The organism is Paenibacillus sp. LBL, assembly GCF_029893715.1.
Taxonomy (GTDB): Bacteria; Bacillota; Bacilli; order Paenibacillales; family Paenibacillaceae; genus Paenibacillus_AQ; species Paenibacillus_AQ glucanolyticus.
Genome location: NZ_JARXYU010000003.1, coordinates 242,754 through 266,736 on the forward strand (window position 1 = coordinate 242,754; position 23,983 = coordinate 266,736).

At 52.0% G+C, this 23,983-nt stretch carries 17 protein-coding genes; 11 read left to right on the forward strand and 6 right to left on the reverse strand.

The features are described 5' to 3' along the window. Window positions 1-186 precede the first annotated feature (186 nt). The 6 genes from M2277_RS09505 (at window position 187) to pstB (ending at window position 10,514) form a co-directional block, all read left to right on the forward strand. Window positions 187-5,142, forward strand: coding sequence for a pullulanase (locus M2277_RS09505; RefSeq protein WP_280754663.1), 4,956 nt, complete (start codon window positions 187-189; stop codon window positions 5,140-5,142). A gap of 283 nt (window positions 5,143-5,425) precedes the next feature. Beyond that, window positions 5,426-6,820 (forward strand): stalk domain-containing protein, encoded by a 1,395-nt coding sequence (locus M2277_RS09510; protein WP_231887978.1) that lies wholly within the window; start codon window positions 5,426-5,428, stop codon window positions 6,818-6,820. A 55-nt stretch (window positions 6,821-6,875) separates the two neighbouring features. Next, window positions 6,876-7,730, forward strand: coding sequence for a phosphate ABC transporter substrate-binding protein (locus M2277_RS09515; RefSeq protein WP_006207716.1), 855 nt, complete (start codon window positions 6,876-6,878; stop codon window positions 7,728-7,730). Between the two features lie 106 nt (window positions 7,731-7,836). After that, window positions 7,837-8,799, forward strand: coding sequence for a phosphate ABC transporter permease subunit PstC (pstC, locus tag M2277_RS09520; RefSeq protein WP_006207717.1), 963 nt, complete (start codon window positions 7,837-7,839; stop codon window positions 8,797-8,799). Next, window positions 8,796-9,704 (forward strand): phosphate ABC transporter permease PstA, encoded by a 909-nt coding sequence (gene pstA, locus M2277_RS09525; protein ID WP_006207718.1) that lies wholly within the window; start codon window positions 8,796-8,798, stop codon window positions 9,702-9,704. Before pstC ends, pstA begins: the two co-directional genes overlap by 4 nt. Before the next feature lie 54 nt (window positions 9,705-9,758). Then, window positions 9,759-10,514, forward strand: coding sequence for a phosphate ABC transporter ATP-binding protein PstB (gene pstB / locus M2277_RS09530; RefSeq protein WP_036636430.1), 756 nt, complete (start codon window positions 9,759-9,761; stop codon window positions 10,512-10,514). A 1,074-nt stretch (window positions 10,515-11,588) separates the two neighbouring features. Here pstB and M2277_RS09535 read toward each other — a convergent pair. From M2277_RS09535 to M2277_RS09550, 4 genes are read right to left on the reverse strand one after another with little or no spacing between them, the layout of a single operon-like run. Next, entirely contained in the window at window positions 11,589-12,365 is a 777-nt protein-coding gene (locus M2277_RS09535; protein ID WP_006207719.1) for a PHP domain-containing protein, read from the reverse strand. Window positions 12,366-12,398: 33 nt separating this feature from the next. Next, a complete protein-coding gene (locus tag M2277_RS09540; RefSeq protein WP_006207720.1) occupies window positions 12,399-13,208 on the reverse strand; it encodes an energy-coupling factor transporter transmembrane component T family protein in 810 nt (269 codons plus the stop codon). Then, window positions 13,183-15,327 (reverse strand): ABC transporter ATP-binding protein, encoded by a 2,145-nt coding sequence (locus tag M2277_RS09545; protein WP_006207721.1) that lies wholly within the window; start codon window positions 15,325-15,327, stop codon window positions 13,183-13,185. Before M2277_RS09545 ends, M2277_RS09540 begins: the two co-directional genes overlap by 26 nt. After that, window positions 15,320-16,210, reverse strand: a complete 891-nt coding sequence (locus M2277_RS09550; RefSeq protein ID WP_006207722.1) for a DUF8171 family membrane protein — start codon at window positions 16,208-16,210, stop codon at window positions 15,320-15,322. The genes M2277_RS09545 and M2277_RS09550 overlap by 8 nt, the downstream gene beginning before the upstream one ends. 199 nt (window positions 16,211-16,409) lie before the next feature. Between M2277_RS09550 and M2277_RS09555 the strand changes: the two genes are divergently transcribed. From M2277_RS09555 to M2277_RS09570, 4 genes are all read left to right on the forward strand, one after another. After that, window positions 16,410-17,252 (forward strand): MurR/RpiR family transcriptional regulator, encoded by an 843-nt coding sequence (locus M2277_RS09555; protein ID WP_006207723.1) that lies wholly within the window; start codon window positions 16,410-16,412, stop codon window positions 17,250-17,252. Between the two features lie 454 nt (window positions 17,253-17,706). Continuing rightward, window positions 17,707-18,450 (forward strand): hypothetical protein, encoded by a 744-nt coding sequence (locus M2277_RS09560; protein ID WP_006207724.1) that lies wholly within the window; start codon window positions 17,707-17,709, stop codon window positions 18,448-18,450. 15 nt (window positions 18,451-18,465) lie between these two features. Continuing rightward, window positions 18,466-20,154: a vWA domain-containing protein gene (locus M2277_RS09565; RefSeq protein ID WP_006207725.1), complete on the forward strand. Its 1,689-nt coding sequence runs from the start codon at window positions 18,466-18,468 to the stop codon at window positions 20,152-20,154. A gap of 141 nt (window positions 20,155-20,295) precedes the next feature. Further along, a complete protein-coding gene (locus tag M2277_RS09570) occupies window positions 20,296-21,435 on the forward strand; it encodes a toxic anion resistance protein (RefSeq protein ID WP_006207726.1) in 1,140 nt (379 codons plus the stop codon). 69 nt (window positions 21,436-21,504) lie between these two features. Here the strand turns inward: M2277_RS09570 and M2277_RS09575 are convergent, their stop codons facing one another. Beyond that, a complete protein-coding gene (locus M2277_RS09575) occupies window positions 21,505-22,128 on the reverse strand; it encodes a TetR/AcrR family transcriptional regulator (RefSeq protein WP_006207727.1) in 624 nt (207 codons plus the stop codon). 211 nt (window positions 22,129-22,339) lie between these two features. Between M2277_RS09575 and M2277_RS09580 the strand changes: the two genes are divergently transcribed. Next, complete coding sequence (locus tag M2277_RS09580) at window positions 22,340-23,290, forward strand: phosphotransferase enzyme family protein (RefSeq protein WP_006207728.1); 951 nt, start codon at window positions 22,340-22,342, stop codon at window positions 23,288-23,290. A 238-nt stretch (window positions 23,291-23,528) separates the two neighbouring features. Here M2277_RS09580 and M2277_RS09585 read toward each other — a convergent pair whose 3' ends face one another. Further along, window positions 23,529-23,942, reverse strand: coding sequence for a DUF2500 domain-containing protein (locus tag M2277_RS09585; RefSeq protein WP_006207729.1), 414 nt, complete (start codon window positions 23,940-23,942; stop codon window positions 23,529-23,531). Between the last annotated feature and the right edge of the window lie 41 nt (window positions 23,943-23,983).

Genomic DNA, 23,983 nt, shown 5'->3' on the forward strand with positions numbered 1-23,983 from the left:
TGAAATCGCTTTCATCTCATGTTCCAGCACTAGATATCGGAGTGATTCTTCCCCAATTGTCAGTAATTGTCGTTCCCTGAAACGATGGAAGCTTAAACTCATTAATGCAAGCGTTTGCGCAAAGAATGGCATCAGAATAGCATCAACCACTTACCTGATTTAAAAACAGAAGGAGGCTATTTGTTAATGAGAATGACTGCAGCAAGCAAGCGAACGTGGTCCATCATTATGATTTTTTCTTTGATTATCTCCATGCTAGGCATTCCGCCATCGGCGGCCAATGCCAATAGCGCACCAAGCCAGGTCACGTTGGTCGGGACTTTGCAGTCCGAGCTTGGTCATAATACGGATTGGGATCCGACAGCAGCCGCAACCACCATGAATGATATGGGGAACGGCGAATACAGGTTTACCGGCCATTTGCCTGCGGGATCTTACGAATACAAGATCGCCATTGACGGGGATTGGACGGAGAGTTATGGATTCGCTAATTACTCCAATACCAGCGGTGCCAACAAGGACGGCAATATTCTAATCGATCTAAGCCAGGACGCCCAAGTCACCTTTTATTACAATCATGGAACCCACCGGATCGCAGATTCTACATACTACGCGCCGATGGAAGCGAATAAGCTTCCAAGAGTCATAGGAAGCTTCCAATCAGGCATCGGCGAAGCGGCCGACTGGTCGCCGGCGGATGCACGACTGATTATGCAGGATTCCGATTATGACAATGTGTATACGGTCACAGCCGATGTGTATGGCGGTGATCACGAATACCAGATTGCCTTAGGGGGTGAAGCGGCTAGCCCGGTGTATCCGGCTAACCGAGAGGCGCTTCAACTGCCCCAGGATGTTAAGGTAACGTTCAGTTACAATGCTGTCAATCATCAGGTTGCTGCCGATTTTACAGTGCCTGTAGATCCGGGAATTCCGGTTCCCGCAAACCACCTGCGTGTCCATTATAATCGGGCTGACGCGAATTACGGCAGCACAGGGCTGTGGGTATTCGACGACGTTGCGGCTCCTTCGGCCAACTGGCCAAACGGGGCAACGCCATTCCCGAATGGGCAGCTGGACAGCTATGGCGCGTTCGTCGACATTCCGCTGAAGGATGCGGCACAGAAGGTGGGCATCGTCGTTGTTGACCGCGTCAGCGGCAATAAAGACGGCGGAGACAAGAAATTCGCGCTGGCTTCACCGGACATGAAGGAAGTATGGCTTAAGGAAGGCTCCGATACGGTGTACAGCTTTGAACCGGTGGATCTTCCAGCAGATACGGTACGTGTTCACTATGCAAGACAGGATCAGAACTACCAACCGTTTGGTCTATGGTTATGGGGAGATGTAGCGGCGCCATCGAATGACTGGCCGACCGGCGCAACGATGTTCCCTGCGGGTCAAACGGACCGCTATGGCGCTTATGTGGATATCCCGATGAAATCGGGAGCCCAGAAGATGAATTTCCTGGTCCTTGATCCATCCAAGGGAGATGCGGGCAAGGAAGCTGGTGACAAAGGCTTCACTTTGGTAGACCGATACCAGCACCTGTTTATTAAAGAGGGAGATAACACGGTGTACACATCGCCATATGGTGAAGTGCCTACCGGATTAGTCTCGGCTGAGGTGCTGGCACCCGGGAAGCTCCAGTTTGGTTTTACGATGACCGAAGGTCTGGAAGCGGAGACCCTGAAGAATGAGCTCCAAATCAAGGACAAAGACGGGGGTAGCGTTAACATCCAGAACGTGGAGATTACCGGTAACACCACGATTGAAGTTATGGCGTTATTCCAGCTGGATCAGATTCCCTTGAAGGTAAGCTACGCGGGTAAAACCATATCGGCCTCCACAGGCTGGAGAATGCTGGATGAAATGTATGCTTACGATGGGAATGATCTTGGGGCAACCTACCAGGCTGGCGGGGCCGAGCTCAAGCTGTGGGCACCGACGGCAACCACGGTTACCGCAAACGTATACGACAAGGATGATGCTGCGCAGTTTATTGGCAACGTCGCTTTGCAAAAAGGCGATAAAGGCGTCTGGTCAGTCCAGGTGAAGCCTGGGGACCTTGGCATTCAGGACTTCAGAGGATACTTCTATCAATACGAGGTGAGCCATAACGGCGTAACGAAAAATGTGCTTGATCCATACGCCAAATCCATGGCGCAATTCAGAGTGAATACGAAGGGCGAAGTTGGGCCTGACGGCGATACCGTCGGCAAAGCGGCCATCGTTGACTTAAGCCAGACGAATCCGGCCGGGTTTGATTTCGCGGATATTCCGGGTTATGAGCAGCGGGAAGACGCCATCATCTGGGAGATCCATGTTCGGGATTTTACTTCGGATCCAACCATCGAGAATGACCTGCATAACGCTACTTGGGGGTCGTACGATGCTTTCAAAGCCAAGCTCGAATATATTAAGTCACTGGGCGTGACTCATGTCCAGCTGCTGCCTGTGATGGCTTGGTATTACGGGGACGAAGCTGCCATGAAGAATAGAGAACTGGACTATTCGGCAAAAGACAACGAGTATAACTGGGGGTATGATCCGCACAGTTACTTCTCGCCTGACGGTGCATACTCCGAGGATCCTGCGGATCCGGAGCTTCGAATCAAAGAGCTGAAGGCGATGATTGACGCCATTCATGAGGCGGATATGGGCGTCGTTCTCGACGTGGTGTACACCCATATGGCTAAGGCTGAATTTTTAAACGATATCGTGCCTAACTATTATGCCTTCCAGGATGCTAACGGCAATTTCATTGGGGGCTTCGGCAACAATCTGGCAACGAACCACAAAATGGCGGAGAAGCTGATGGTAGACTCCGTGAAATACTGGTTCGAGGAGTACAAGATCGACGGCATGCGCTGGGATATGATGGGCGACGCCACGTATGACGCGGTACAGAACGCATACGATGCCGCAGCTGCCATTAATCCGAAGGCGTTGTTTATCGGTGAAGGCTGGGTAACCTTCGGAGGACATCTGTCTGATCCTTCCCTGGCGGGTAAGGGCGCAGACCAGAATTGGATGGACAAAACGAATGACGTCGGCGTATTCTCCGATGAATTCCGCAACGAATTGAAATCCGGCTTCGGTAACGAAGGAGAGCCTAGATTCATTACAGGCGGCGCGCGCGATATCCAAACGATTTTTAACAATATCAAGGCGCAGCCAAGCAATACCAAGCAGGACGATCCGGGCGACATGGTTCAATACATTGAAGCCCATGACAATCTGCCGTTATACGATATTATTGCACAGTCCATCAAGAAGGACCCTTCGGTGGCAGCTCATGATCTGGAGATCCATAAACGGATACGTCTTGGGAACCTGCTTACTCTGACTTCCCAAGGGACGTCTTTCCTCCATGCCGGGCAGGAATACGGCCGTACGAAACAGTGGAAAGCGCCGGGCGTTCCGGAACAGAAGTATCATGAATTGGTTGATGAGACAGGCAAGGGATTCGGATATTTCATTCATGACTCATATGACTCTTCCGATGCCATCAACATGTTTGATTGGGAGAAGGCGACTAATGAAGTCAAATACCCGGAGAATAACAAGACGCGCGAGTACACTACCGGATTGATTGAGTTAAGAAAATCGTCCGATGCTTTCCGTTTGGGCGACAAGTCTGCAGTGGATTCAAATGTGACGCTTTTGCAGATCCCTGAAGTGAAAGCCCAGGATCTGGTTATAGCCTACAAAAACAAAGCGACGGACGGAACAGGCAGCTACTATGTGTTTGTTAATGCCGATAACCAGTCGAGATCGCTGACGCTGAGCGAGGACCTGACTTCCGGCACGGTGCTTGTGGATAATGACGAGGCAGGCACGGTTGGCGTCAAGGCAAAATCGGGCTTTGCATTAACAGCTGGCTCGATCACGCTTGAGCCTCTCACGGCTGTTGTCATTAAGACGGACGCCAAGAGCGGCGGCGGCAACGGCAGCAATCCCGGTTCTGGAAGCGGAAGCGGCAACGGCAATGGAGGAACAAGCGGCAGCCCGTCTACCGATCCGGGAACGAAGCCGGATAAGGGGCAGCGCGTGATCTCCGAAGAGTCACTGCGAGGCGGGCAAGAGAACGTAACGATTCAGCTTGGAGCAGAGGATAACGAGATTCTCCTGCCACTGACAGCAGGAGAAATTCTCGGTTCGAAGCCGCTGGAACTAAAGAGAGACGGTCTGGTTGTCCAGCTTCCGTCAGCACTGCTCAAAGCGCTGCGGCAGCTTGTGCCAGCGGATCAAGCCAAGGATGCGATGATTTCCTTCAAGCTGGAAGAGGTTGCATCTCAGACCGCTGCCTCACTCATAGCTAAAGCCGCTGCTTTCGGGAAGGCTGAGCTGAAGCAGGGCAGCAAGATGTATGATTTTAACCTTTCCGTGAAGACCAAAGACGGCAAGGAATATGTACAGGAGAAGTTCACCGCACCCGTACGGCTTGGTTTCGCAGTTGACAGTGGCATACAGGGCAGCTTGGCTGGAATCTACCAAATCTCAGACCAAGGCCGATTGTCTTATGCAGGCGGCAAGCTCGTGAATGGGCTGCTGACGGCAGAGGTGAGCCATTTCAGCACATATGCCGTACTGGAGTACAACAAATCATTTACCGATCTGGTTGGCCATTGGGCGGAGCAGGCGGTAAAAGCGCTTGCGGCAAAACAGGTGGTGCAAGGCACCAGTGATACAAAATTCAGCCCGAATCAGCAGCTGACACGGGCTCAGTTTGCCGCGATGCTCGCTTCGGCCCTGAACCTTGAAGATGCTCAAGGTACGATCTTCAATGATGTGAGCAGCGATGCCTGGTATGCGTCCGCTGTTGCGGCAGCTCATCAGCATGGGTTGGTGAAAGGCAGAAGCCAAGACACCTTCGCACCGAATGCGGCTGTCACCCGAGAGGAGCTGGCTGTCATGCTCTTCCGTGCCTACCAGTTGAAGGGGAACGCTACCGCCGTGGAAGCTCCGAAGCTGAAGGATCAGTCGCAGATATTGGCATGGGCAGCCCAAGAGGTGAATCAGGCTTTGTCCCTTGGATTGATGAAGGGTCATACGAACGGAACATTCGCACCCAAGGCGATTGCCACCCGTGCTGAAAGCGCACAGGCCATGCTGAATCTATTGAATCAAATGAAGTAATACCATGCGATACGAGAAGGAGAGCCCTGGATGATTCCAGCGGCTCTTTTTTGTTTGCATATGAAAATATTGACACTAAGATAACAATTCCAACATTTTCCGTTTACAATTCGCTCCTATAATAGCAATCAAGCAGGGTTACTGCTTACCATGAACGATAGGAGTTTGGGGGGATGAGCCAGGTACGCTCTCATAAATAGAATAGCAGAGTTCCGGGCAGCAGGGTGAAACAGTCCTAAACCAATAGAATGTTAAAAGAGAAGGGTGACAAGAGCCAATGTCAATGAAGAAAGCATTCGTAGTATCCATGGTAGCCGCAGTGGTTGGTACTTCTGTTGTTAGCGCCGTATCGGCCGCACCGGCTGTAAAGCCTGCTGCAGCTGCAGCCCAGGTGCAAAACTCCTCATTCACCATCAATGGCAGCACGGTTGTGGTTCGTTCCATGGTGAAGAAAGGCGAGACGCTTGTATCGCTGCGCGATGTGATCAAGGCAACCGGCGCGCAAGCAGAAGTACATAGCGGCACTACGACAATAACGCTGAACGGACATACCGTTGTACTGAAAGCCAATTCCACTCAGATGATGGTAGATGGAGTGAAATCCACGCTGGCCCAGCCTGTCACAAATGTTAGCGGCACAAGCTATGTTGCATTACGTCCGCTGGTATCAGGGCTTGGCGGAACCATTGCCCGCAGAGCAGGCGTGCTTGAGATCAGCACGGTACCACTGCTGGAAGGGGCAGAGAACCCTCGTTTTGCCGGAGCGGGCAAACTGATCGTTTCCAAGAGCGATGAGAATGGCAGAACGGATTACCTGGTTGATACAACAAGCGGTAAGTTCGAGCTGCTGCTGACAACAAGCGGCGGGTCCGATCTGGTGGTGGCGCCCAGCGGCAATCAAGTAGCCTACACGGACGCAGAAGGTGCGGTATATGTGCTGGATCTGAATAGCAAAGCTTCCCGTCAGATCACGAACGATAACAGCATTAAACCGGAGCTCGTGTGGTCGGCTGACGGCAGTGCTATCTATTTTCTGCAAGGGGATAAAGGCACCGTGATCGCCAAGCTGAGTCTGGCCGACGGTTCCATCGCGAAATTGGTGGAGGACAAGGTGGACTATAAGGAAAATCTGAGCGTTTCCGCCGACGGCAAGAAATTCATTTACACTGTGACCACACTCGGTACGGTAACCTCCGATACCACGAATATCGATGAAGACAATGTGTCCATTGATTTCTCATCCAATCAGCAGCAAATCTTTTCGTTTAACATCGACGGATCGAAACCGGAAGCTGTGAAGCTGACTACGACCTCGGATGATAAAGTGTTTGTACTGTCCACGGATGGACTGAAAGCATACTACGTTAGCGTCCCGTCCACAGATGATCAAGCCACGCTGTTGTCCGTGGATGCTTCTCAGAAGGCAGCCAACGTGTTTGCCGATTACGATGTGGAGCAAGCGATTCTGTCCGGTGGAGTACTATATGTGCTGGCTGCCCAAGACGACAGCAACAGCGTGATCTATTCCATTGATACGGCGACGGGCAAACAAACCAAGCTGTACACGGTATCTGCTGACGTATCCGCCATCACCGTAGCCGGATCGCAAATCGCCATCATCGAGAACGGCCGGGTTTTGGTGAATGCAGGCGACAGCTGGAGAGCGGTTACGAAGTAATGTTTTCAATCAAGGATAGACCATCTTTTTCCAATTTGAGAGGAGTTTATATAACATGAAAAAATGGATGAAATCCCTGACAGCGGTGATGGTGGCCGTGTCTCTGATCGGCGGCGCTTCGTCTGCTGTAGAAGCCAAAAGCAACCTGAAAGGCAATATTGTCATCAACGGTTCCTCCGCATTGCTGCCGCTTACGCTTCAAGCCGCGAGTGAATTCAAGAAAGAGAATCCGAAAGTGAAAATCTCGGCTTCCGCAGCAGGCTCGATCACGGGTCCTCAATCGGTTCGTAAAGGCATTGCCGACATCGGCGCAGTGGATTGGGACGCATCCAAGAACGTCCCTGGATTTAATAAATTCGATGGCTTGGTAGCAAACCCCGTTGCGGTAACGGTGTTCACAGCCGTTGCGAATCCGAATGTGGGCGTAAACAGCCTGACGACCAAGCAGCTTCAGGACATCTTCTCCGGCAAAGTGACAAACTGGAAGGAAGTTGGCGGCTCGGATGCCAAAATCGTAGTGGTTAACCGTAAGTTCGGTTCCGGCACCCGCGTTAACTTCCAGCAAAAAGCGCTGGATGGCAAAGAGTTTATGAACAAAGGCGATAACTACAAAGAGGTTGGCTCCAGTGGCGATATGAAAACCACGATTGAGACAACGCCGAATGCCATCGGTTATATCGACCTTCCTTACGTCACCAGCAAGATGAAGGCATTGTCGATCAACGGTGTGGCGCCAACAGAGAAAAACGTGCTTAACGGAAGCTACAAAGTGTGGGGCATCGGCTATTACATGACCAAAGGCCAGCCGACTGGCGCAACGAAAGCTTTCATCGAATACATCCAAAGCAGCAAGTTCCAGAACGGTTCCCTCAAAAAGCTGAAATTCATTCCGCTTTCCGCCGTTAAATAAGCGCGCTTTGAACGTTATTCATACGCGTATTCCATAAGGAAAGGGTTAGCCAGCTTCAGCGCACGGACGCCAAGCTGGCTTCTCTATGTGAAAGGAAGAGCCCCACATGATCGATATGAACCCGTCCACGAACAGCAAGGCCCCGGCCGAGCTGGGTCAAAGCTTTGGCAAGACTTCCGGCTCCAAGTTTGACCGGAAGGCGCGTCTTCGCTGGTCCAACCAACTTTTTCGCATGATCTGTATCGGCAGCGCCTTGTTTGTATGCCTGGTCCTGTTATGCATATTGGTCCTTATGCTCCGTACAGGCGTCCTGACCTTCTCGAACGTCTCGCTGACGGAATTTTTCTTCTCCACCAATTGGGACCCGGAGAATGAGCACTATGGAGCGCTTACCTTTATTCTCGGAACGCTGGCGCTAACCAGCCTGACAATGCTGATATCGATTCCGATTTCTGTCATCATCGCTGTATTCCTGGCCGAAATGACGCCGAAGTGGCTTCGCAATCTGCTGCGCCCCGTGCTGGATCTGCTCGTAGGAATTCCTTCGGTGGTGTACGGTTTTTTGGGATTAACCCTGCTCATTCCTTGGCTTCGCAACCTCAGCGGACATGATCTGGCTGACGGTCTGCTTGCGGCTTCCATCGTTCTGACGATCATGGTACTTCCAACGATCAGCCGGATCAGTGACGACGCCATCTCTGCCGTGCCCAATAAATATCGCGACGCGGCTTACGCGCTTGGTGCGAACCGGTTCCAGACCGTGTTCCGGGTCGTGCTGCCAGCGGCCAGAAGCGGCATCATGTATGCCGTAATTCTGGGCATGGCCCGTGCGATCGGCGAAACCATGGCCGTAGTCATGGTCATCGGCAACACGGCCCAGCTGCCAAACAGTCTGTTTACCCCGACAGCCGTGCTGACAAGTAACATCGTCATGCAGATTTCAAGCGTGGAATTCGATTCCACCTGGAATTATGGCTTGTACATGATGGGTTTCATTCTGCTCGCCATCTCGCTGCTGATGATCGTAGCGGTTAGAATACTTCAGAAAAAAGGGGGGCGCTACTCATGAGTGTGAAGAAGCCGGCTCATCCTACTCTGGCCTATTCCTTTGGCAAACGCAGAGGGGCCTCCGTCCTTCTGGATCGACTGTTTACGGGACTCGTATGGGGTACCGGCATCATCGTGATTTTATTTATTGTCGGGTTATTGTTTCTGCTGCTTGAAAAAGGGCTGCCACAGCTGAGCTGGAACTTCCTGTACGGGCTGCCAAGCGAGATTGAAGAGGGCGGCGGCATCGGACCGGCACTGTTTAACTCATTCTATGTGCTCATCATCTCCCTCATTGTCTCCATCCCGATCGGCATAGCAGCCGGTATTTATTTGGCGGAATTTGCCCCGAACAATAAACTGATTGAGGTGGTCCGCATATGCGTGGAGGGACTGTCATCCGTTCCGTCGATCATCTTCGGATTGTTTGGCATTGCGCTGTTCGTGGAATTCTTCGAGATCGGTCTTACGATTCTAGGTGCGGCTATTAGTTTAGCTTTCCTGAATCTGCCCGTACTTACAAGAGTGACCGAAGAATCGATCCGGGCGGTTCCGGTTGAGCTTCGCAATGCGTCCTTTGCGCTCGGCTCCACCCATCTGCAGACGATCCGCCGTGTGCTGCTGCCGGTGGCTATGAACGGTATCATGACGGGCATCTGCCTGACAGCAGGCCGGGCGTTCGGCGAGAGTGCCGTCATTATTTTGACCGCCGGGGTATCCACCTCCGGGGAAATGTGGGATTTCAATCTGTTATCGCCGGGTGGAACCCTTGCCGTACATCTGTGGTATGTCCAATCCGAGGCCATTGTGCCGGATGCCCAGGAGATTGCCCAGAAGACCACGGCGGTGCTGATCATTGTTGCATTGCTCATTAATATCGTATTCCGTGTGCCGCTGTGGCTGAATGAACGTAAAAATAAAGCCTGATGGGGTCAAGCCGATCTGGATAACACGTCAAAAACAACACCGGGAGGACATGTCATGCAGCCTTTCATTGAAATGAACAAACTGAACTTGTATTATGGCGAGTTCCATGCCCTTAAGGATGTTTCGGTTCAGATTCCGGAGCGTGCGATTACCGCCTTTATCGGACCGTCCGGGTGCGGCAAGTCCACGCTGCTGCGGACCCTTAATCGGATGAATGACCGGATTCCGGGTGCACGGGTTGAAGGCAGGGTAGCCATTGGCGGAATCGATATTTATTCCGGGGAGGTGCATGTGGAATCCCTCCGCAAAAAAATCGGAATGGTATTCCAGCAGCCGAACCCGTTCCCGAAATCGATCTACGATAATGTCGCTTTTGGACCCAAGCAGCACGGAATTCGCGGCAAGAAGAAGCTGGACGAACTCGTTGAACAAAGCCTTCGTTCTGCCGTGCTGTGGGATGAGGTGAAGGACGACTTGAGGCGTCCTGCGCTCAGTTTGTCGGGAGGACAGCAGCAGCGGCTCTGTATTGCCCGGGCGCTCGCGGTGGAGCCCGATATTCTGCTGATGGATGAAGCGACCTCGGCGCTGGACCCCATCTCGACCTTCAAGATCGAGGAGTTGACCCATGAGCTGAAGGATCGCTATACCATCGTCATGGTTACGCACAATATGCAGCAGGCGGCACGCGTATCGCAGCAGACGGTGTTCTTCCTGAACGGCGAGGTTATCGAGCACGACGCTACCCGGCAGCTGTTCGCCAATCCCGTTGACTCGCGTACACAGGATTACATCAGCGGTCGGTTCGGCTGATGCATCAAAAGGGGGTGTCCCAGCAGATCTTGGATCTGGCGGAACACCCCTTTGTTTCTGTTAGGGGATACTGCGTGCGCACGAATCCTCGGCACGCGTGTTGTTGGTACCGCGTGCGGCTATCGTCGGCTCGCCTGATGATGGGAACGCGCGGGCCTATCGTCTACTCGCTTGATGATGTCATCAAGCTCGCAAATTCTCTGCTCACTTGATAATGACAGCGAGCTCGCACTAATCCCCGGTCCGCTAGATGATTTCGCCACATTCGCCTATCCTCAGCTCGCTTGCATGATGACAACGGGTTCAGCTATTCTCAGCTCTTTTGATAGTGCACCGATCCTCGGCTTGCTTGATGATGGCAACGTGCGTGCACCATCCTTGACTCGCCTGATGATGTCACCGCATTCCCCTTTCCTCAGCTCGCTTGGTAAGTAACACACACACATACCCACCATCTGCCCTGTTTGCTTGGCAATGGCCGGATCTAACGGACCGAGGGTACGCTATTATCAATCATCCGCATGATTTCGTGTTTTATCGGACACCACAGCCGTTATTTAGCAAAAAAACCGTGCGTAACCGCAATTAAAGGCAAAATAAGGTCCCTACGGTCCGTTATAATTTGAAAAGTACTATTTTTGCGGTAATAGCGTACTCAGGGTCCGTAAGCCGCATAGCCGGGCATCCGTCAAGAGAAGTTCTAGTTACCATGTTTGGTAGAGTTCAAGCGCCATAGCAACTCCTGCTTTCCACTCTCGGCTTTCAATAGTCACAGACTCGTTGAATACGCATAGATTTGCCCCACGTTGGTGTTCAATAGTTAGTTACAGATTCATTTGGTTAGTCATAACATTTTACCTTTCAATTCTCGGCCTTCAATAGTCGCAGATTCGTTGATAGCTATAGATTTGCTCCACATTGGCGCTCAATAGCCACAGATTCGATGGATTATCTTAGGTTTTTCCCCACCCTCACCGCAGATTCCCCTTCTACCTAAGGGACTAGACAGCCAAGAGACGGCCGAGTCATTTTTATGACCCAGCCGCCTCTGGGCTGACAACGTATTCCGTGACCTTATACGATGCCTGGAGCTGTCTCGAGTCGGATGATTTGTTTCATCAGCTTTTTTAGCATGACGGACGCCTTGACCTGAAGAGGGAGGCTATCCGAGACATGAAGCCGGTAAGCACCCTGAAGAATCGCGTGCTTCAGCTCGGCAACAGTTTCACAGGGCATATCCAGCTCGTTGTAGACACTTCCATACTGCAGGCATTGATGAGTATCGCTGCCCGCCGTCACCGGCTTGCCGAGTTTGGCGGCAAAACGCTGGACCTGATCCTGATTGGCCTCACAGCCGTATTGGTACATGTCCTTGGCATTGAGATCAAAGGCATCCAGACGCTGGAGCTGGCTGTGGTCCAAATGATGGAGTGGCGTGCTCTCCCGGAACGGATGGGCTCCGATTTTGAGCAGTGGCAGGGCTTCGGCCAGATCCATCAGATCATCAAAGGGAATAAAAGCACCCTTCTCCGTATAATCGTTCAACTGGCGGCGGGTTTCCAGAATGAACTCCTTCCGTCCGATGAGCAGAATGTGGCCGGTCTCCCGAATGTCGACTTCCATGCCGGGGAATATTTTTAAACCGCCTGCATCATAATACTCGCCATTGTAAGGAAACATCCGGTCCAGCTGCTGGTACACCTCGTCGAAGTTGCGTGTGTTAAAATGCTCGGTGAGCGCGAGTGCATGCAGCCCGTTATCCATGGCTTCGCGGACCATCTCTTCATAGTAGGTCTGTGAGAAGTCTGATGCCTTGGACAATTTGGCATGGGTGTGCAGATCAATCTTCATATTCAAACACTCCTTATAAAATCTGTATTAGAGTTAGCCGACCCAGAACAGCAGAGCCGTATATCCGGCGGTACCGGATAGGAAGAGCATATCCCGCGACGTTAGTTTCAGATGGGACAGCTTCAGCTTCTTCGCTGCCGGATTCTTCATGCCATAAGAAAAACCGCGGGTTTCCAGCGCTTCCACCGTCGTGCGGGAACGCTTGGCCGTGGCCAGCATTAATGGGAAGAAGGACAGCACCAGCAGCTTCAAATAATAGACGCCGAGCCGCCAGTAGAGAAAGCCGGGTTGATCCGGCGCTTTACCCCGCAGTCGGTAGGAGAGCAGCACATGGCGGAACTCCTCGAACAGTACCGGCAGAATCCGGTAGCCGTAAGACAGACTGAACGAGAAAGCGGCCGGCATGCCGAGCGCCAACAGACCGTCGCTGATTTTTTCAGGATCCATTCCGGAGAAAACCGTGATGCTGGCCAGCGACACGACCGATAGCTTGAGCGTCAGCTTCAGCAGCGGCAAGGCCGAGCTGATGTCCCCGCCAAAAAAGAGAGACAGGATAAACAGCCAGCCGACTTGCCCGATCAAGCCCAGACAGAGGACTAAAATAATAAACGGCGTTACCCGCGACAGGATCGTGGTGACCACCATCATGAGAAACAATCCGGCCAGCACGGTCATACTGGAGATAAACCATGGCGCGATGGCAAAAAACAGATACCAGATCAGCATCCCGCGCGGATCGAGCCGAGATAGCGTGGCATGACCGCTCCCATAGGCGGTATTCATCAGCTCAAGCTGAATGCGTTCGATGGTAATTTTGTTAAACCAGCTGCGGACGAGCTGCATCGTGTCTTCCCTCCTGTTCTGTCATCATCGCGTATACATGCTGTGCCAACCCAGTGGGAGAGCTGTACGGCGGGTTGATGCCGAGCCTTGCGGATAAATCCATCATCTGGGTAGGCGCTAGCCCGGCTCGATGGATTAAGGCAGGATCAGCAAAAATGTCGGCAGCCGAGCCATCCCCAGCGACCATGCCATGATGCAGCACGATCACTCGGGTTGCCCATTGGTGGACCAACTGCATGTCATGCGTGGCGATGATGACCGTACGGACCTGCTGCTCCAGCTCCTTCAGCGTGCCCAGCAGCTCTTCACGGGTGGCTAAATCCAGATTGGCGGTAGGCTCATCCAGCAGAATAAGATGAGGCATCATCGCCGAGCCTATCGCCAGCGATACACGCCGCTGCTGCCCTCCACTGAGAAGCCGGGCATCTCGTTCCCTGAAGGGCTCGAGGCGGAAGTGGGCCAGCATTCGATTGGCCCTGTCTTCCGCTTCCGGGTAGTGGCGGCTCGTCAAGCCGTAGGCAACTTCCTTATACACGCTATCCTCAATGAACATATCCTCCGGATTCTGAAAGACATAAGCCACCTTTGAGGAGATCTGATCCATCGACGATAACGCTGTGCTTTGTCCCATAATTTCCACAGAGCCGCTTGAAGGCTTGGCGATTCCGGCGATCAGCTTCAGAAGGGACGATTTGCCTGCACCATTGTTGCCTACAAGAGCGATCCGTTCGCCTTCGTGCAAGCTCAAATCGATGCCTCGCAGCACTTCATGATCTGCTTTGCGGATCGTGCGGTACCTTAGTGCGGCCTGATTCAACTGCACAACCGTGCTGTGCTTCCGGAACGGCCCTGCCACGTCTTCCCGCCCAGCCGTGCTGTGCTTCCGGAACGGCTCTGCCACGTCTTCCCGCACAACCGTGCTGTGCTTCCGGAACGGCTCTGCCACGTCTTCTCGCACAACCGTGCTGTGCTTCCAGAGCGGCCCTGCCACCTCTTCCTGCACAGCCGTGCTTGGCCTCCGATGCCTCTCTAACTCCTCTTCCTGCATCAGCGGTTCAGGAATTCCTCGCTTCGTGTGTAAGCCGGTAAAGAGGGCATCATCATTCGCTCCCGGAGCGGGTGGTTTGCGATTCATCTGTGAATGATCATCCTGCCGAGTTAGAAGATCCTGGAAGTAGATCTCGGCGGCTTCCGCGGTAATCGGATAAGGCTGCTTGATCGGAGATTCAGCGAGTCCGGCAGCGCGGGAGCCGGATTCGGAGCCGGTCGGCATCGGCTGTGCTCCAAGCGGACGGTCTGCAGCCATGTCGCTACGATTCAGCATGACCGCCAGCTGGACGGCCGCCTTGGTAACCTCTGGGGGCTGGATACCCAGCCGCTCCAGGTCCTCAAGGCTGTTCAGCGCCTCTGCTACGGGCCGCTGCCATCTTACGGTTCCCTGCTCCATCAGGCAGACTTCCTCGCAGTAGTCGGCAATAAACTCTGTATGATGTTCAATTACAATGATGGTCTTCCCGTGTACGCGGTTCAGCTGGCGCAGCACATCATATACTTGCCTGGCATGCTGGGGGTCGAGCTGGGATACCGGCTCATCAACGACAAGAATATCCGGCTCCAGCGAGAGCGCTCCCGCCAAGGCGAGCAGATGCTTCTGACCGCCGCTCAGCTCCCATATGTAGCGGTCTTTCAGATGTGTCAGTCCGCACAGCTCAAGGGCGCGGGAACCCATCTCCTGATATTCGGCCAGACCATAATTCAGCGGAGCGAATACCGCTTCATCCAGCACGGTCGGTCGGACCAGCTGGTTATCAAAATCCTGATATACATAACCCACCATACGGGACAGCTCCGAGACGGTATGCTTCTCGGCGGATAGCCCGCATATTTCAACGGTTCCCGTGAAATCCCCTGAATAATAATGGGGGATCAGGCCGTTGAACAGCTTGCATAGCGTTGATTTGCCGCAGCCATTCCCCCCGATGATCGCCGTGAAGCTGCCCCGGCCAATCGTAAGGGAAGCTCCATTCAGCACCGGCTGCTCGGAGCCGGGATAGACAAACGTTACATCGGTTATGTTTACAGCCGGGCTGACATTAGGATTGGTGACTTGTTTAGGCATAAGGCAGTTTCTCCGCTGCATGTTCTTCTTTCATACTGCGGTTTCTGCGGACCCGCATGAACACCAGCACGGCCAGGGCGATAATCGCAGCTGCTGCGATACTGATCCAGATGGCGCCGACACCGAACCGATCTGCAAAGCCGCTGTCCCATTCCCCGAAGTTCCAGTCCGTCTCGGAGAGGGATTCGGCTCCGAAGGCAACGAGCGCAAGCACGATCCCGAGGATAACCAGTTTCGGCGAGATGATGCCGGCCGCTTCATACTGGGTCAGCTTCTGCCGGGGCTTGATGCCAAGCAGCGGCTCGATTTTTCCATACAATCGGGGAACCAGATATAATGTAGGCAGCAGGGCAAACAGAATGCCGGAGAACAGCACATCATTCAGGAAGCCGACGCCTTCAACCAGAACCACGCTCTGCGCAAGCCCGGGAACGGCTTCAAATTCTTCGACGCCGATCCATACCTTGCCGATATCCACCAATGAGCTGCACAACTGATGGATGATAACGCCGGTCATGGCTGCAACGCCTACTTGCGTCCGGTTAAGAGGATCCTTCACCATGCGTCCGGCAACGTACATGGCGAAGGAGAAGGTAAGGAATTTCTCCAGCTCGCCCAATCCACCGAATTGACCCAGCATCAGTTCACCGAAGATGACCTCGCCAAGCGCCGCTCCTACAGCTGCATAAAAAGGATGAAACAGCATGCAAAGGGTGAGGGGGATAAAAGCGAAATACTCAACGGAAAGCTCGACAGGACCTAATCGGAATGACGGGATGAGCTCCGTGAACATGTTGGATAGTCCGTACAGGGACATGGACAGAACAAAGATCATCATTTTCTGGGAAGATGTGAGGGTGTACACCCGTGAATTGCTTGCCATTAAGAAAAGCCTCCTTGGAAATGGGATTTGCTATTAGTATAGGAGGCGATTATTAAAATGAACGGAGTAGTATGTCAACGCAGTGTAATATTTTTTACATAAATATAATCATGAAATAAAACTTACATAACAATCACGGCGTATGATGGACTGGTAAGAAGACGCCCAAGATTCCCACTGTAGAAGGAGTGCAGCGCAATTGAAGAACCTATTTTCCGATAAATCCGGATTCTCGCCGAGTCAGCTCAAAATCGCCGATTTCATCGAACGCTATCCCGAGGAGATGCTGTTCATGACGGAGCAGGAAATCGCGGACCGGCTGGGTACCAGCATTGCAACCGTATCCCGGTTCTGGCGTGCTGTCGGGTACGAGAATGCCAAGGCGTTTAAGCTGAAGCTTCGGGAGACCTCGGACAAGACACCGGCTGTGAAGCTGGAAAAAACGATATCCGAGATGGATGCATCCAGCTTGCCGGTAAAGATGCTGGAGCAGGCCGTGCACCATCTTCAAGAGACATCGAAGAAGACGGATCCGGATGATCTGGAGCAGGCGGCCAGGCTGATGGCTTCGGCCAGACGTGTGTATGTGTATGCGCCGGGACCGTCCTTATCGCTCGGGGAGCTGTTATCGTATCGCCTGTCCCGGTTCGGCATGTCCATTCGGCTTATGGCCGGAAGCGGCCATGAGCTGCTGGAATCGCTCGCGCATTTGGAACAGGACGATGTCGTGCTCATCTTCAGCTTCACCCGAATGCTGCCGGAAACGGAGGTCATCCTGGACTGTGTGAGTCGTGTTCGAAATGCAGCCATCATGATCACCGACCGGGAGGATTTCCGGTATGGAACACCGGCTCAGCTCTCGTTTTTTGTCAGTCGGGGGGATATGGGAGAATTTCATTCCATGGTGACGCCGCTGCTGCTCGTGGAGCAGCTGATCTTGAGCATTGGCATGCTGAACAAGGAGCAGGTGCTCAAGAAGCTGGATGATTTGGGGAAACTGCGGACAAGGTATGCGGATAAACTCCCGCGTGGGAAGGCGTAAGGCTGCTGCCCGCTGATCGGAGCTTAAGCTATTTATAAGAAACAAAAGTCTTTCAGGGATGGGATGGCCTGGAAGACTTTTTTTGTGTCTTTTGACGCAGAACCATTGGATTATTTATGTAATTTTGATATAGTTACGCTACCTCTATGATCTGACTTACCTCATCTTTGAATCCCCTGTTAGTACGGCAGTTTCTTTTAGGATCACTCACGAATTTCCAGGCAAGGACGATAATATGGGTATTATCAGGGTCAGGCGCAAATCCGATAAGTATGCCATGAATCATGAATTGTAAATCGCCAGGCCCATCCCGTGAGGAAAATGCATCTAACTTCGAATGAAGACGTAGTATGTGTTATATCCTTCAGTTGTCTATGGATTTATGGATATTTGAGAGGCTGTTATAGGGAAGAACCAGTTATCGCTCTTTAGGAGTAGGGGAGGTGTTAATTTCTTGAATGGCTCGAAATCTGTGAAGCTGCTCCTGCTTATGGCGGTTATCGCCATGGTGAATGTTGTGCTTGTTTCGCCCGGCTTGCTGGGATTCCACATCGGCGGCGACAGCGCCTTCGAGACGGCATCGGTTGTTACGGTATGGGTTGTCAGCGCTCTTCTATTGTTCTATGGCAGTTATGCCTTGTTATTCAAGTCTCCGGCTGTGAAGCCGATCAAAACGATTCAAACCCGCGAGGATTACATAAACTCCCTTCACCATTACCGCCATGTGAAAGTGCTGAAGAACGACATTGACCTTGCCCTGGACCAATTGGAACGAATCGAGAAAAAGAGAAGCGCGCTGCTAAGCGTTCTGGGTGAACGCTTTGAACCGACGGAGCTCAGCTACAAGAAATTCATGGCGGTCATTGACGAGGTGGAGAAACTCTTCTATCTCAATATCAGAGGGATCCTTAACAAGCTTGGTGCCTTCACCGCTTCCGATTTCACGAATATGTCCAATCCGCAGAAATCAGCCCGGCTATCCAGCAAGGTCGCACAGAAGAAAACGGAACTGTACCAGGAGTATCTGGCATACGTTGCCGGTTATCTGGATGCCAACGAGGAAATTATGCTGAAGCTGGATAAGCTGCTGCTGGAAATCTCATTACTGGGCAGTTCCGATTACCGGGATGTTGAAGATATGCCGTGCATGAAGGAAATCGATGCGTTGATCAAGCAAACCAAATTATACAAGCAATAAGAGAGGGAGATGAGTATGCGAAGCAAAGGGAGTGCCTTTGTTGTCCTAGTGGCCATTGCGGTCGTTGTGTTTGTTCTGGTGTATGCGGGGATTACGTTAACCTCCAATCTGGGAAAAAGCCAAGCCGAGGTTAACTCGGAAGATGCAGCTAAGAAAATAAACAAAATCTACAAGGACATTGTGGTCACGGCGGCGGACCCGATCAAAGGTCAGGTTGACCTGGATCCGGTCGCCGTAGCGGATTCTTTGCCCGACATATCCAAATTCCCGATCTCGGTTGAGAATACAACGGAGCTCTTCGTCGAAATCTTCTCATCTCCGGAGAAGGCAGGACCGGGCATTGACGGATGGTTGAATGAAGTAGCAACGGAGTTCAACCTGTCGAAGCCGGTGGTGAATGGAAAGCCGGTATCTGTGAAGATCCGCAACATCGCTTCAGGAACCGCAACCGATTACATAACATCAGGCAAGTACGTACCGGATGCGTTTACGCCCTCGAATGAGCTGTGGGGGGCAATGGTTAAGGAATATGGCGTCAAGGCGGAGATTGTATCCAAGCGTCTGACCGGAAATGTGACCGGTGTTGTGACCAGAAAGGCCAAATACGATGAGCTGGTGGAGAAGTACGGCTCTCTGAACGTCAAGACGCTGACGGATGCGATATCCAATAATGAGCTAGCGATGGGTTACACGGATCCTTTTGCCAGCTCCACGGGTCTCAACTTCCTGATTACGGCACTTGAAACGTTTGACAGTTCAGACCTGCTCAGCGAAAAAGCAGTGCAGGGCTTCGAGAAATTCCAGGCGAACGTCCCTTTCACGGCCTCAACCACGATCCAGATGCGTGATGCGGCGAAGTCGGGCATGCTGGACGCTTTTGTTCTGGAGTACCAGACTTATGTCAATGCGGCGGATATGAAGAGCGGTTACGTGTTTACTCCGTTTGGCGTAAGGCACGACAGTCCCTTGTATGCACTGGGGAACTTGCCGAAGGAGAAGTTAGAAATCATTAAGAAATTTGCAGCGTTTGTTGAACAGGATCCATATCAACAGTTAGCCGATAAAAAAGGGTTCAATGGCCTTAATGATTACCAATCCGAGCTGGATGTCGTGGACAGCAGTCTGCTGCCGTCCGCACAGAAGCTGTGGAAGGAGAAGAAGGATGGCAACAAGCCAGTTGCGGCCGTATTTGTAGCGGACGTATCAGGCAGCATGGACGGCGAGCCTCTGCACCGTCTTAAGGAATCCTTGCTGACGGGGCAGAAATATTTGGGCAGAGATAACAGCATCGGCTTCGTATCGTATTCCACGGATGTCGCGATCAATCTTCCGATCGGCAAATACGACCTGAACCAGCAGTCGATGTTTGTCGGAGCGATTAACAGCCTTGAGGCCAGCGGGAATACCGCAACATTTGACGGCATTGTGGTGGCGATGAAGATGCTTCATGACGAGATGGCGGTGAATCCGGACGTGAAGCCTTTGATTTTTGTGCTGAGTGACGGGGAGACCAACGTAGGGCATTCCCTTGATGATATCCGGGAGCTGATTAAAGCCTTCAAAATCCCGGTATACACAATTGGATATAACGCCAACATCCAGGCGCTTCAAAGCATCTCCAGCATTAACGAAGCGGCCAGCATCAATGCCGATACGGATGATGTCGTGTATAAAATCGGTCAGCTGCTGAACGTGCAGATGTAGTTTCATCCCAAGTGATACTCGCTCATTTTAAGAGATAAGCAAGCATAAACTCTAGAGGCATACCCCTTATCTCGGAAGGAAAGGGCATCTTATATTATTCTGATATCGAAGTTTTTACAGAAACTTGTAGGAGGGGTTATATTGTCATTTACGATGGAAGTCATTCGTCCCGAAGAGATTAAGCATGCGATTGAAGAGCAGGTGAAGCCCGAGCCAGAGGAAGTCACGCAGCTCAAGGAGCTGGCAGCGAGCAACGTGCAGGCCATCATGGAGCTGGATATCGAATCACTCGAGAAGAGAAGACAGGTACTGCAATCCATTGACACCTTCGGTATGGGCACGATGAGATCCTCTTCGGAGAAGAATGGACTGCTGCAAGTATCGGTAGGAAGATTATCCAAAACCGGGGACGAAGGCGGCCAGGTTGCCAGAGGGCTCACGGAGCTGCAGCTGCAGCTGAAGGATCTGGACCCGAGCGTCATCGATTTTGCGAAGAGCGGGATTCTGGGCATGGTGTTTAACCCGCTCCGGCGATATTTTGCCAAGTTTCAAAAAGCGGATGCCGTGATTTCGGATATCATCATTTCCCTGGATAAAGGAAAGACGGTATTAAAGAACGACAATACCACGCTCGAGATCGAGCAGCAGGCCCTCCGCGAGCTCACCAAAAGGCTGCAAAAGGAAATTCAGCTGGGTATGCTGATGGACACCGAAATCGAATCCCAGATTGAGGCGGCCAAAATACGCCAGGAGTCGGAGGACAAAATCCGGTTCATTACCGAGGAGGTACTGTTCCCGCTGCGCCAGCGGGTGATGGACCTGCAGCAGATGCTGGTCGTGAACCAGCAGGGGATCATGGCTATTGAAGTCGTCATCCGGAACAACAAGGAGTTGATCCGCGGCGTGGATCGGGCAAGGAACGTAACGGTATCGGCGCTCAAAATCTCGGTGACGGTAGCCAGCGCCCTCTATAATCAGAAGATTGTCCTGAAGAAAATCGAGCTGTTGAACGAAACCACGAATAACCTGATCAGCGCAACCTCCAAAATGCTGAAGGATCAGGGTGCTGCCATTCACAAGCAATCGCTCGAAACGAGTATTTCCGTGGATACGTTGAAGCAAGCGTTCACGGATGTGCTGTCGGCTCTGGATTCCATCAGCACCTACAAGCAGGAGGCTCTTCCGCGGATGCGGGAGACGATCCAGCAGTTCAGCGAACTGGCCGTAACGGGCGAAGAGCAGATTCAGCGCTTGGAGCGGGGACATAAGCTGGGTTTGTAGATGTGGACATAACGAAATAAGAGTGAGCAGATAGGGTGCTGCGCACTCTTTTTTATGGGGACTTCATCCTTATGTTCTCAAATAATTGAGCAGGATGTGCTTAAGAATAGCCAGCTGTTTCTCGGGCGCGAGGTCAGGCTCGACCACCAGAATGTTCTTCTGGAGGGACAGCTTTCTGGCAAAAATACCAAACGTATTGATGATGGTAGAGAGCGTCTCGGAGATCGGAAGGTCGGCTTGAATCGACCCGTCCTGGATGCCTTGCTCGACAATGGTCGAGAATACCTTGGAGATGTTCCGGTAGACGGCGTTAAACAGCTCGATATCTTCGAGAGGCTCCGTGAATTGAGCGGCATAACTCTCGAAATTCTCGAGCAGCTTGACGTTGGAACTGGCTTTTTGCTCCAGCAGGGAAATGAAGTTGTCGAAGAACAGCTCCAGCTTCTCGATGCAGGAAATCGGCAGGTCAGCGATGGAGTGAAAGGTCTCAAGGACGGCCTCCAGCTTCTTCGTCGCAACCGCAACAACAAGCTTCTCTTTGCGGGGAAAAAAGCGAAAAACGGTCGCTACGCCTATTTTGGCCTCGGTGGCCACATCCTGCATGGTGGCTTTTTCAATGCCTTTATGTGCAAACACATGCTCGGCTGCTTCTATGATGAGTTGGGTTCGGGTATGGCGAGTTTCAGGATTCATAATAGGGGTCCTCTTTCATGCATGACGATTTTATCTATCTCCCGTATTATATCCCTCCAACATTTTGACCACAACAATTGGAATTGAAAAAGGGATTGGGAGGGTTACCCTTGGAGCAGAGGAGGAGTGTGATCCGTAGATCTGACAGGGTCGCTTTTTGGTTAGGCTGATGGAATGGAATGTTCTTTAGTTTGTTAGGGGGTGCTGTGGATTGGAACACCGGATGAAGTGGAGCATAGAAGCTGCAGACAAATTCGGACTGCTGGAAAAGAATCTGGAGCAAACGCATGACTCCGAGCATAGCTTGATTTCCTCCTATCGGCATGGAGAGCGCAAGGTTTTCCTGCGTATAACCGATGAGTCCCACAAGCCGTATGCAAAGATTGCAGGCGAAGTACAGTGGGTCGAGTTTCTGGCAAGCAAGGGTGTCTGTGTTTCGAGACCGCTGTACTCGGTAGATGGGAAGATGGCGGAGCGCATCCCGGCGGAAGGCCGTGAATATACGGCCGTATGTTACGAGGAGGCCAAGGGGCGTCCGGTGGGAGAGAATGATGCCAATGAGCATCTATACAGGGGAATGGGCCAATTCATGGGCCATATGCACCGCATCACCCAAGCGTACGTTCACCAGGATCCTGTCACGAAACGGCCGGACTGGTCATTTGAAGCCCAAAAGGTGTTGCATATCGATTTACCACCATCCGAACAGGAGATCATCTCTCGGCACCAGGCATTGTTCCATTATATCTCAGCCCTTCCGGTGTCAGCGGAGACTTATGGATTGATTCATGCTGATTTTCATTACGGTAATTTTTTTGTTCATGGGAGTTCGCTGTGTTTGATTGATTTTGATGCGAGTCGGTATTCATGGTTTATTGATGATATTGCGGTGGCTGCTTTTTTCTCAAGTTTAACCGAAGGGGCCGACCCGGACCCGGGCAAATTCCTTATGCCGTTCCTGGATGGATATCGTAGAGAGCATCAGCTGGAGGAGAAGTGGCTTCGGGAAATCCCATACTTCATGAAGCTCCGGGAAATGGGCCGTTATATCAAACTGTTCCAAGCCTGCGGGGGAAAGTTCGACAACCTCCATCCGTGGGGGCAGTGGTACATGAAGGGGCGTAAGGAAACCATTCTGCGAAGTTTCCCAACATTTGAATAAGCATTGGCTTTGGTTTGAAGGGCGGCGTGTCCCGGAGAGAGCTGCTGGCAGCGTCATTAGTGCTGTCCGTGTCCATATCAATCCCAAAATAATGGCTTACGACGGCACTGCCTTTCTTGCGATGTTATGAACAACAGCCTTAGTCCCGAGATGATCACGGAGCTAAGGCTGTCGTTCTGTGGCGATATTTTAAGTAGGAGCACGGTTGCAATTTAGAATGGTATGATCTTCATATCCATTAGGATTGCGGCTGCAGATTCCGCTCAAACGCAACGATCCAATCGCCCTGGATGGAAGCATAGCCGGTATCTCCCTCCACAACAAGACCGTATAGATTTTTGACGTCGAGGTACTCTCTCCGTTCTCCATTATCAAATTCGAGGGTGATGTAATAATACGTGCGGGACGAGTGGTTCGCGTGCATCATTCCGTTGTCGTCGTTGTGGTGATTGGTATGATGGCGGACGTCCATCCGTTTGGAGACCACCCGGGCAAATTCGGAAGTGCGTGGCGATTTGGCATTCTTGACATAGGGGGCGCCATTGGAGATGAAGCCGATAATCACAATAACGAACACAATCCCGATCAGAATGGGAACCAGCGTAAACATAAAATCAAACCCTCCGCCAAAAGACATTCCTTGGGGCATCATCGACGGTACCTCCTTCTGTCCGTAATTTTCATTGTTTATAT

Coding starts and splice junctions, on each gene's coding strand:
- M2277_RS09545 (WP_006207721.1), bottom strand. CDS start 15,327: ATGCCTAAACAAGTCACCAATCCTAATGTCAGCCCGGCTGTAAACATA.
- pstC (WP_006207717.1), top strand. CDS start 7,837: ATGATCGATATGAACCCGTCCACGAACAGCAAGGCCCCGGCCGAGCTG.
- M2277_RS09575 (WP_006207727.1), bottom strand. CDS start 22,128: ATGAATCCTGAAACTCGCCATACCCGAACCCAACTCATCATAGAAGCA.
- M2277_RS09515 (WP_006207716.1), top strand. CDS start 6,876: ATGAAAAAATGGATGAAATCCCTGACAGCGGTGATGGTGGCCGTGTCT.
- pstB (WP_036636430.1), top strand. CDS start 9,759: ATGCAGCCTTTCATTGAAATGAACAAACTGAACTTGTATTATGGCGAG.
- M2277_RS09585 (WP_006207729.1), bottom strand. CDS start 23,942: ATGATGCCCCAAGGAATGTCTTTTGGCGGAGGGTTTGATTTTATGTTT.
- M2277_RS09535 (WP_006207719.1), bottom strand. CDS start 12,365: ATGAAGATTGATCTGCACACCCATGCCAAATTGTCCAAGGCATCAGAC.
- M2277_RS09510 (WP_231887978.1), top strand. CDS start 5,426: ATGAAGAAAGCATTCGTAGTATCCATGGTAGCCGCAGTGGTTGGTACT.
- M2277_RS09550 (WP_006207722.1), bottom strand. CDS start 16,210: ATGGCAAGCAATTCACGGGTGTACACCCTCACATCTTCCCAGAAAATG.
- pstA (WP_006207718.1), top strand. CDS start 8,796: ATGAGTGTGAAGAAGCCGGCTCATCCTACTCTGGCCTATTCCTTTGGC.
- M2277_RS09565 (WP_006207725.1), top strand. CDS start 18,466: ATGCGAAGCAAAGGGAGTGCCTTTGTTGTCCTAGTGGCCATTGCGGTC.
- M2277_RS09540 (WP_006207720.1), bottom strand. CDS start 13,208: ATGCAGCTCGTCCGCAGCTGGTTTAACAAAATTACCATCGAACGCATT.
- M2277_RS09505 (WP_280754663.1), top strand. CDS start 187: ATGAGAATGACTGCAGCAAGCAAGCGAACGTGGTCCATCATTATGATT.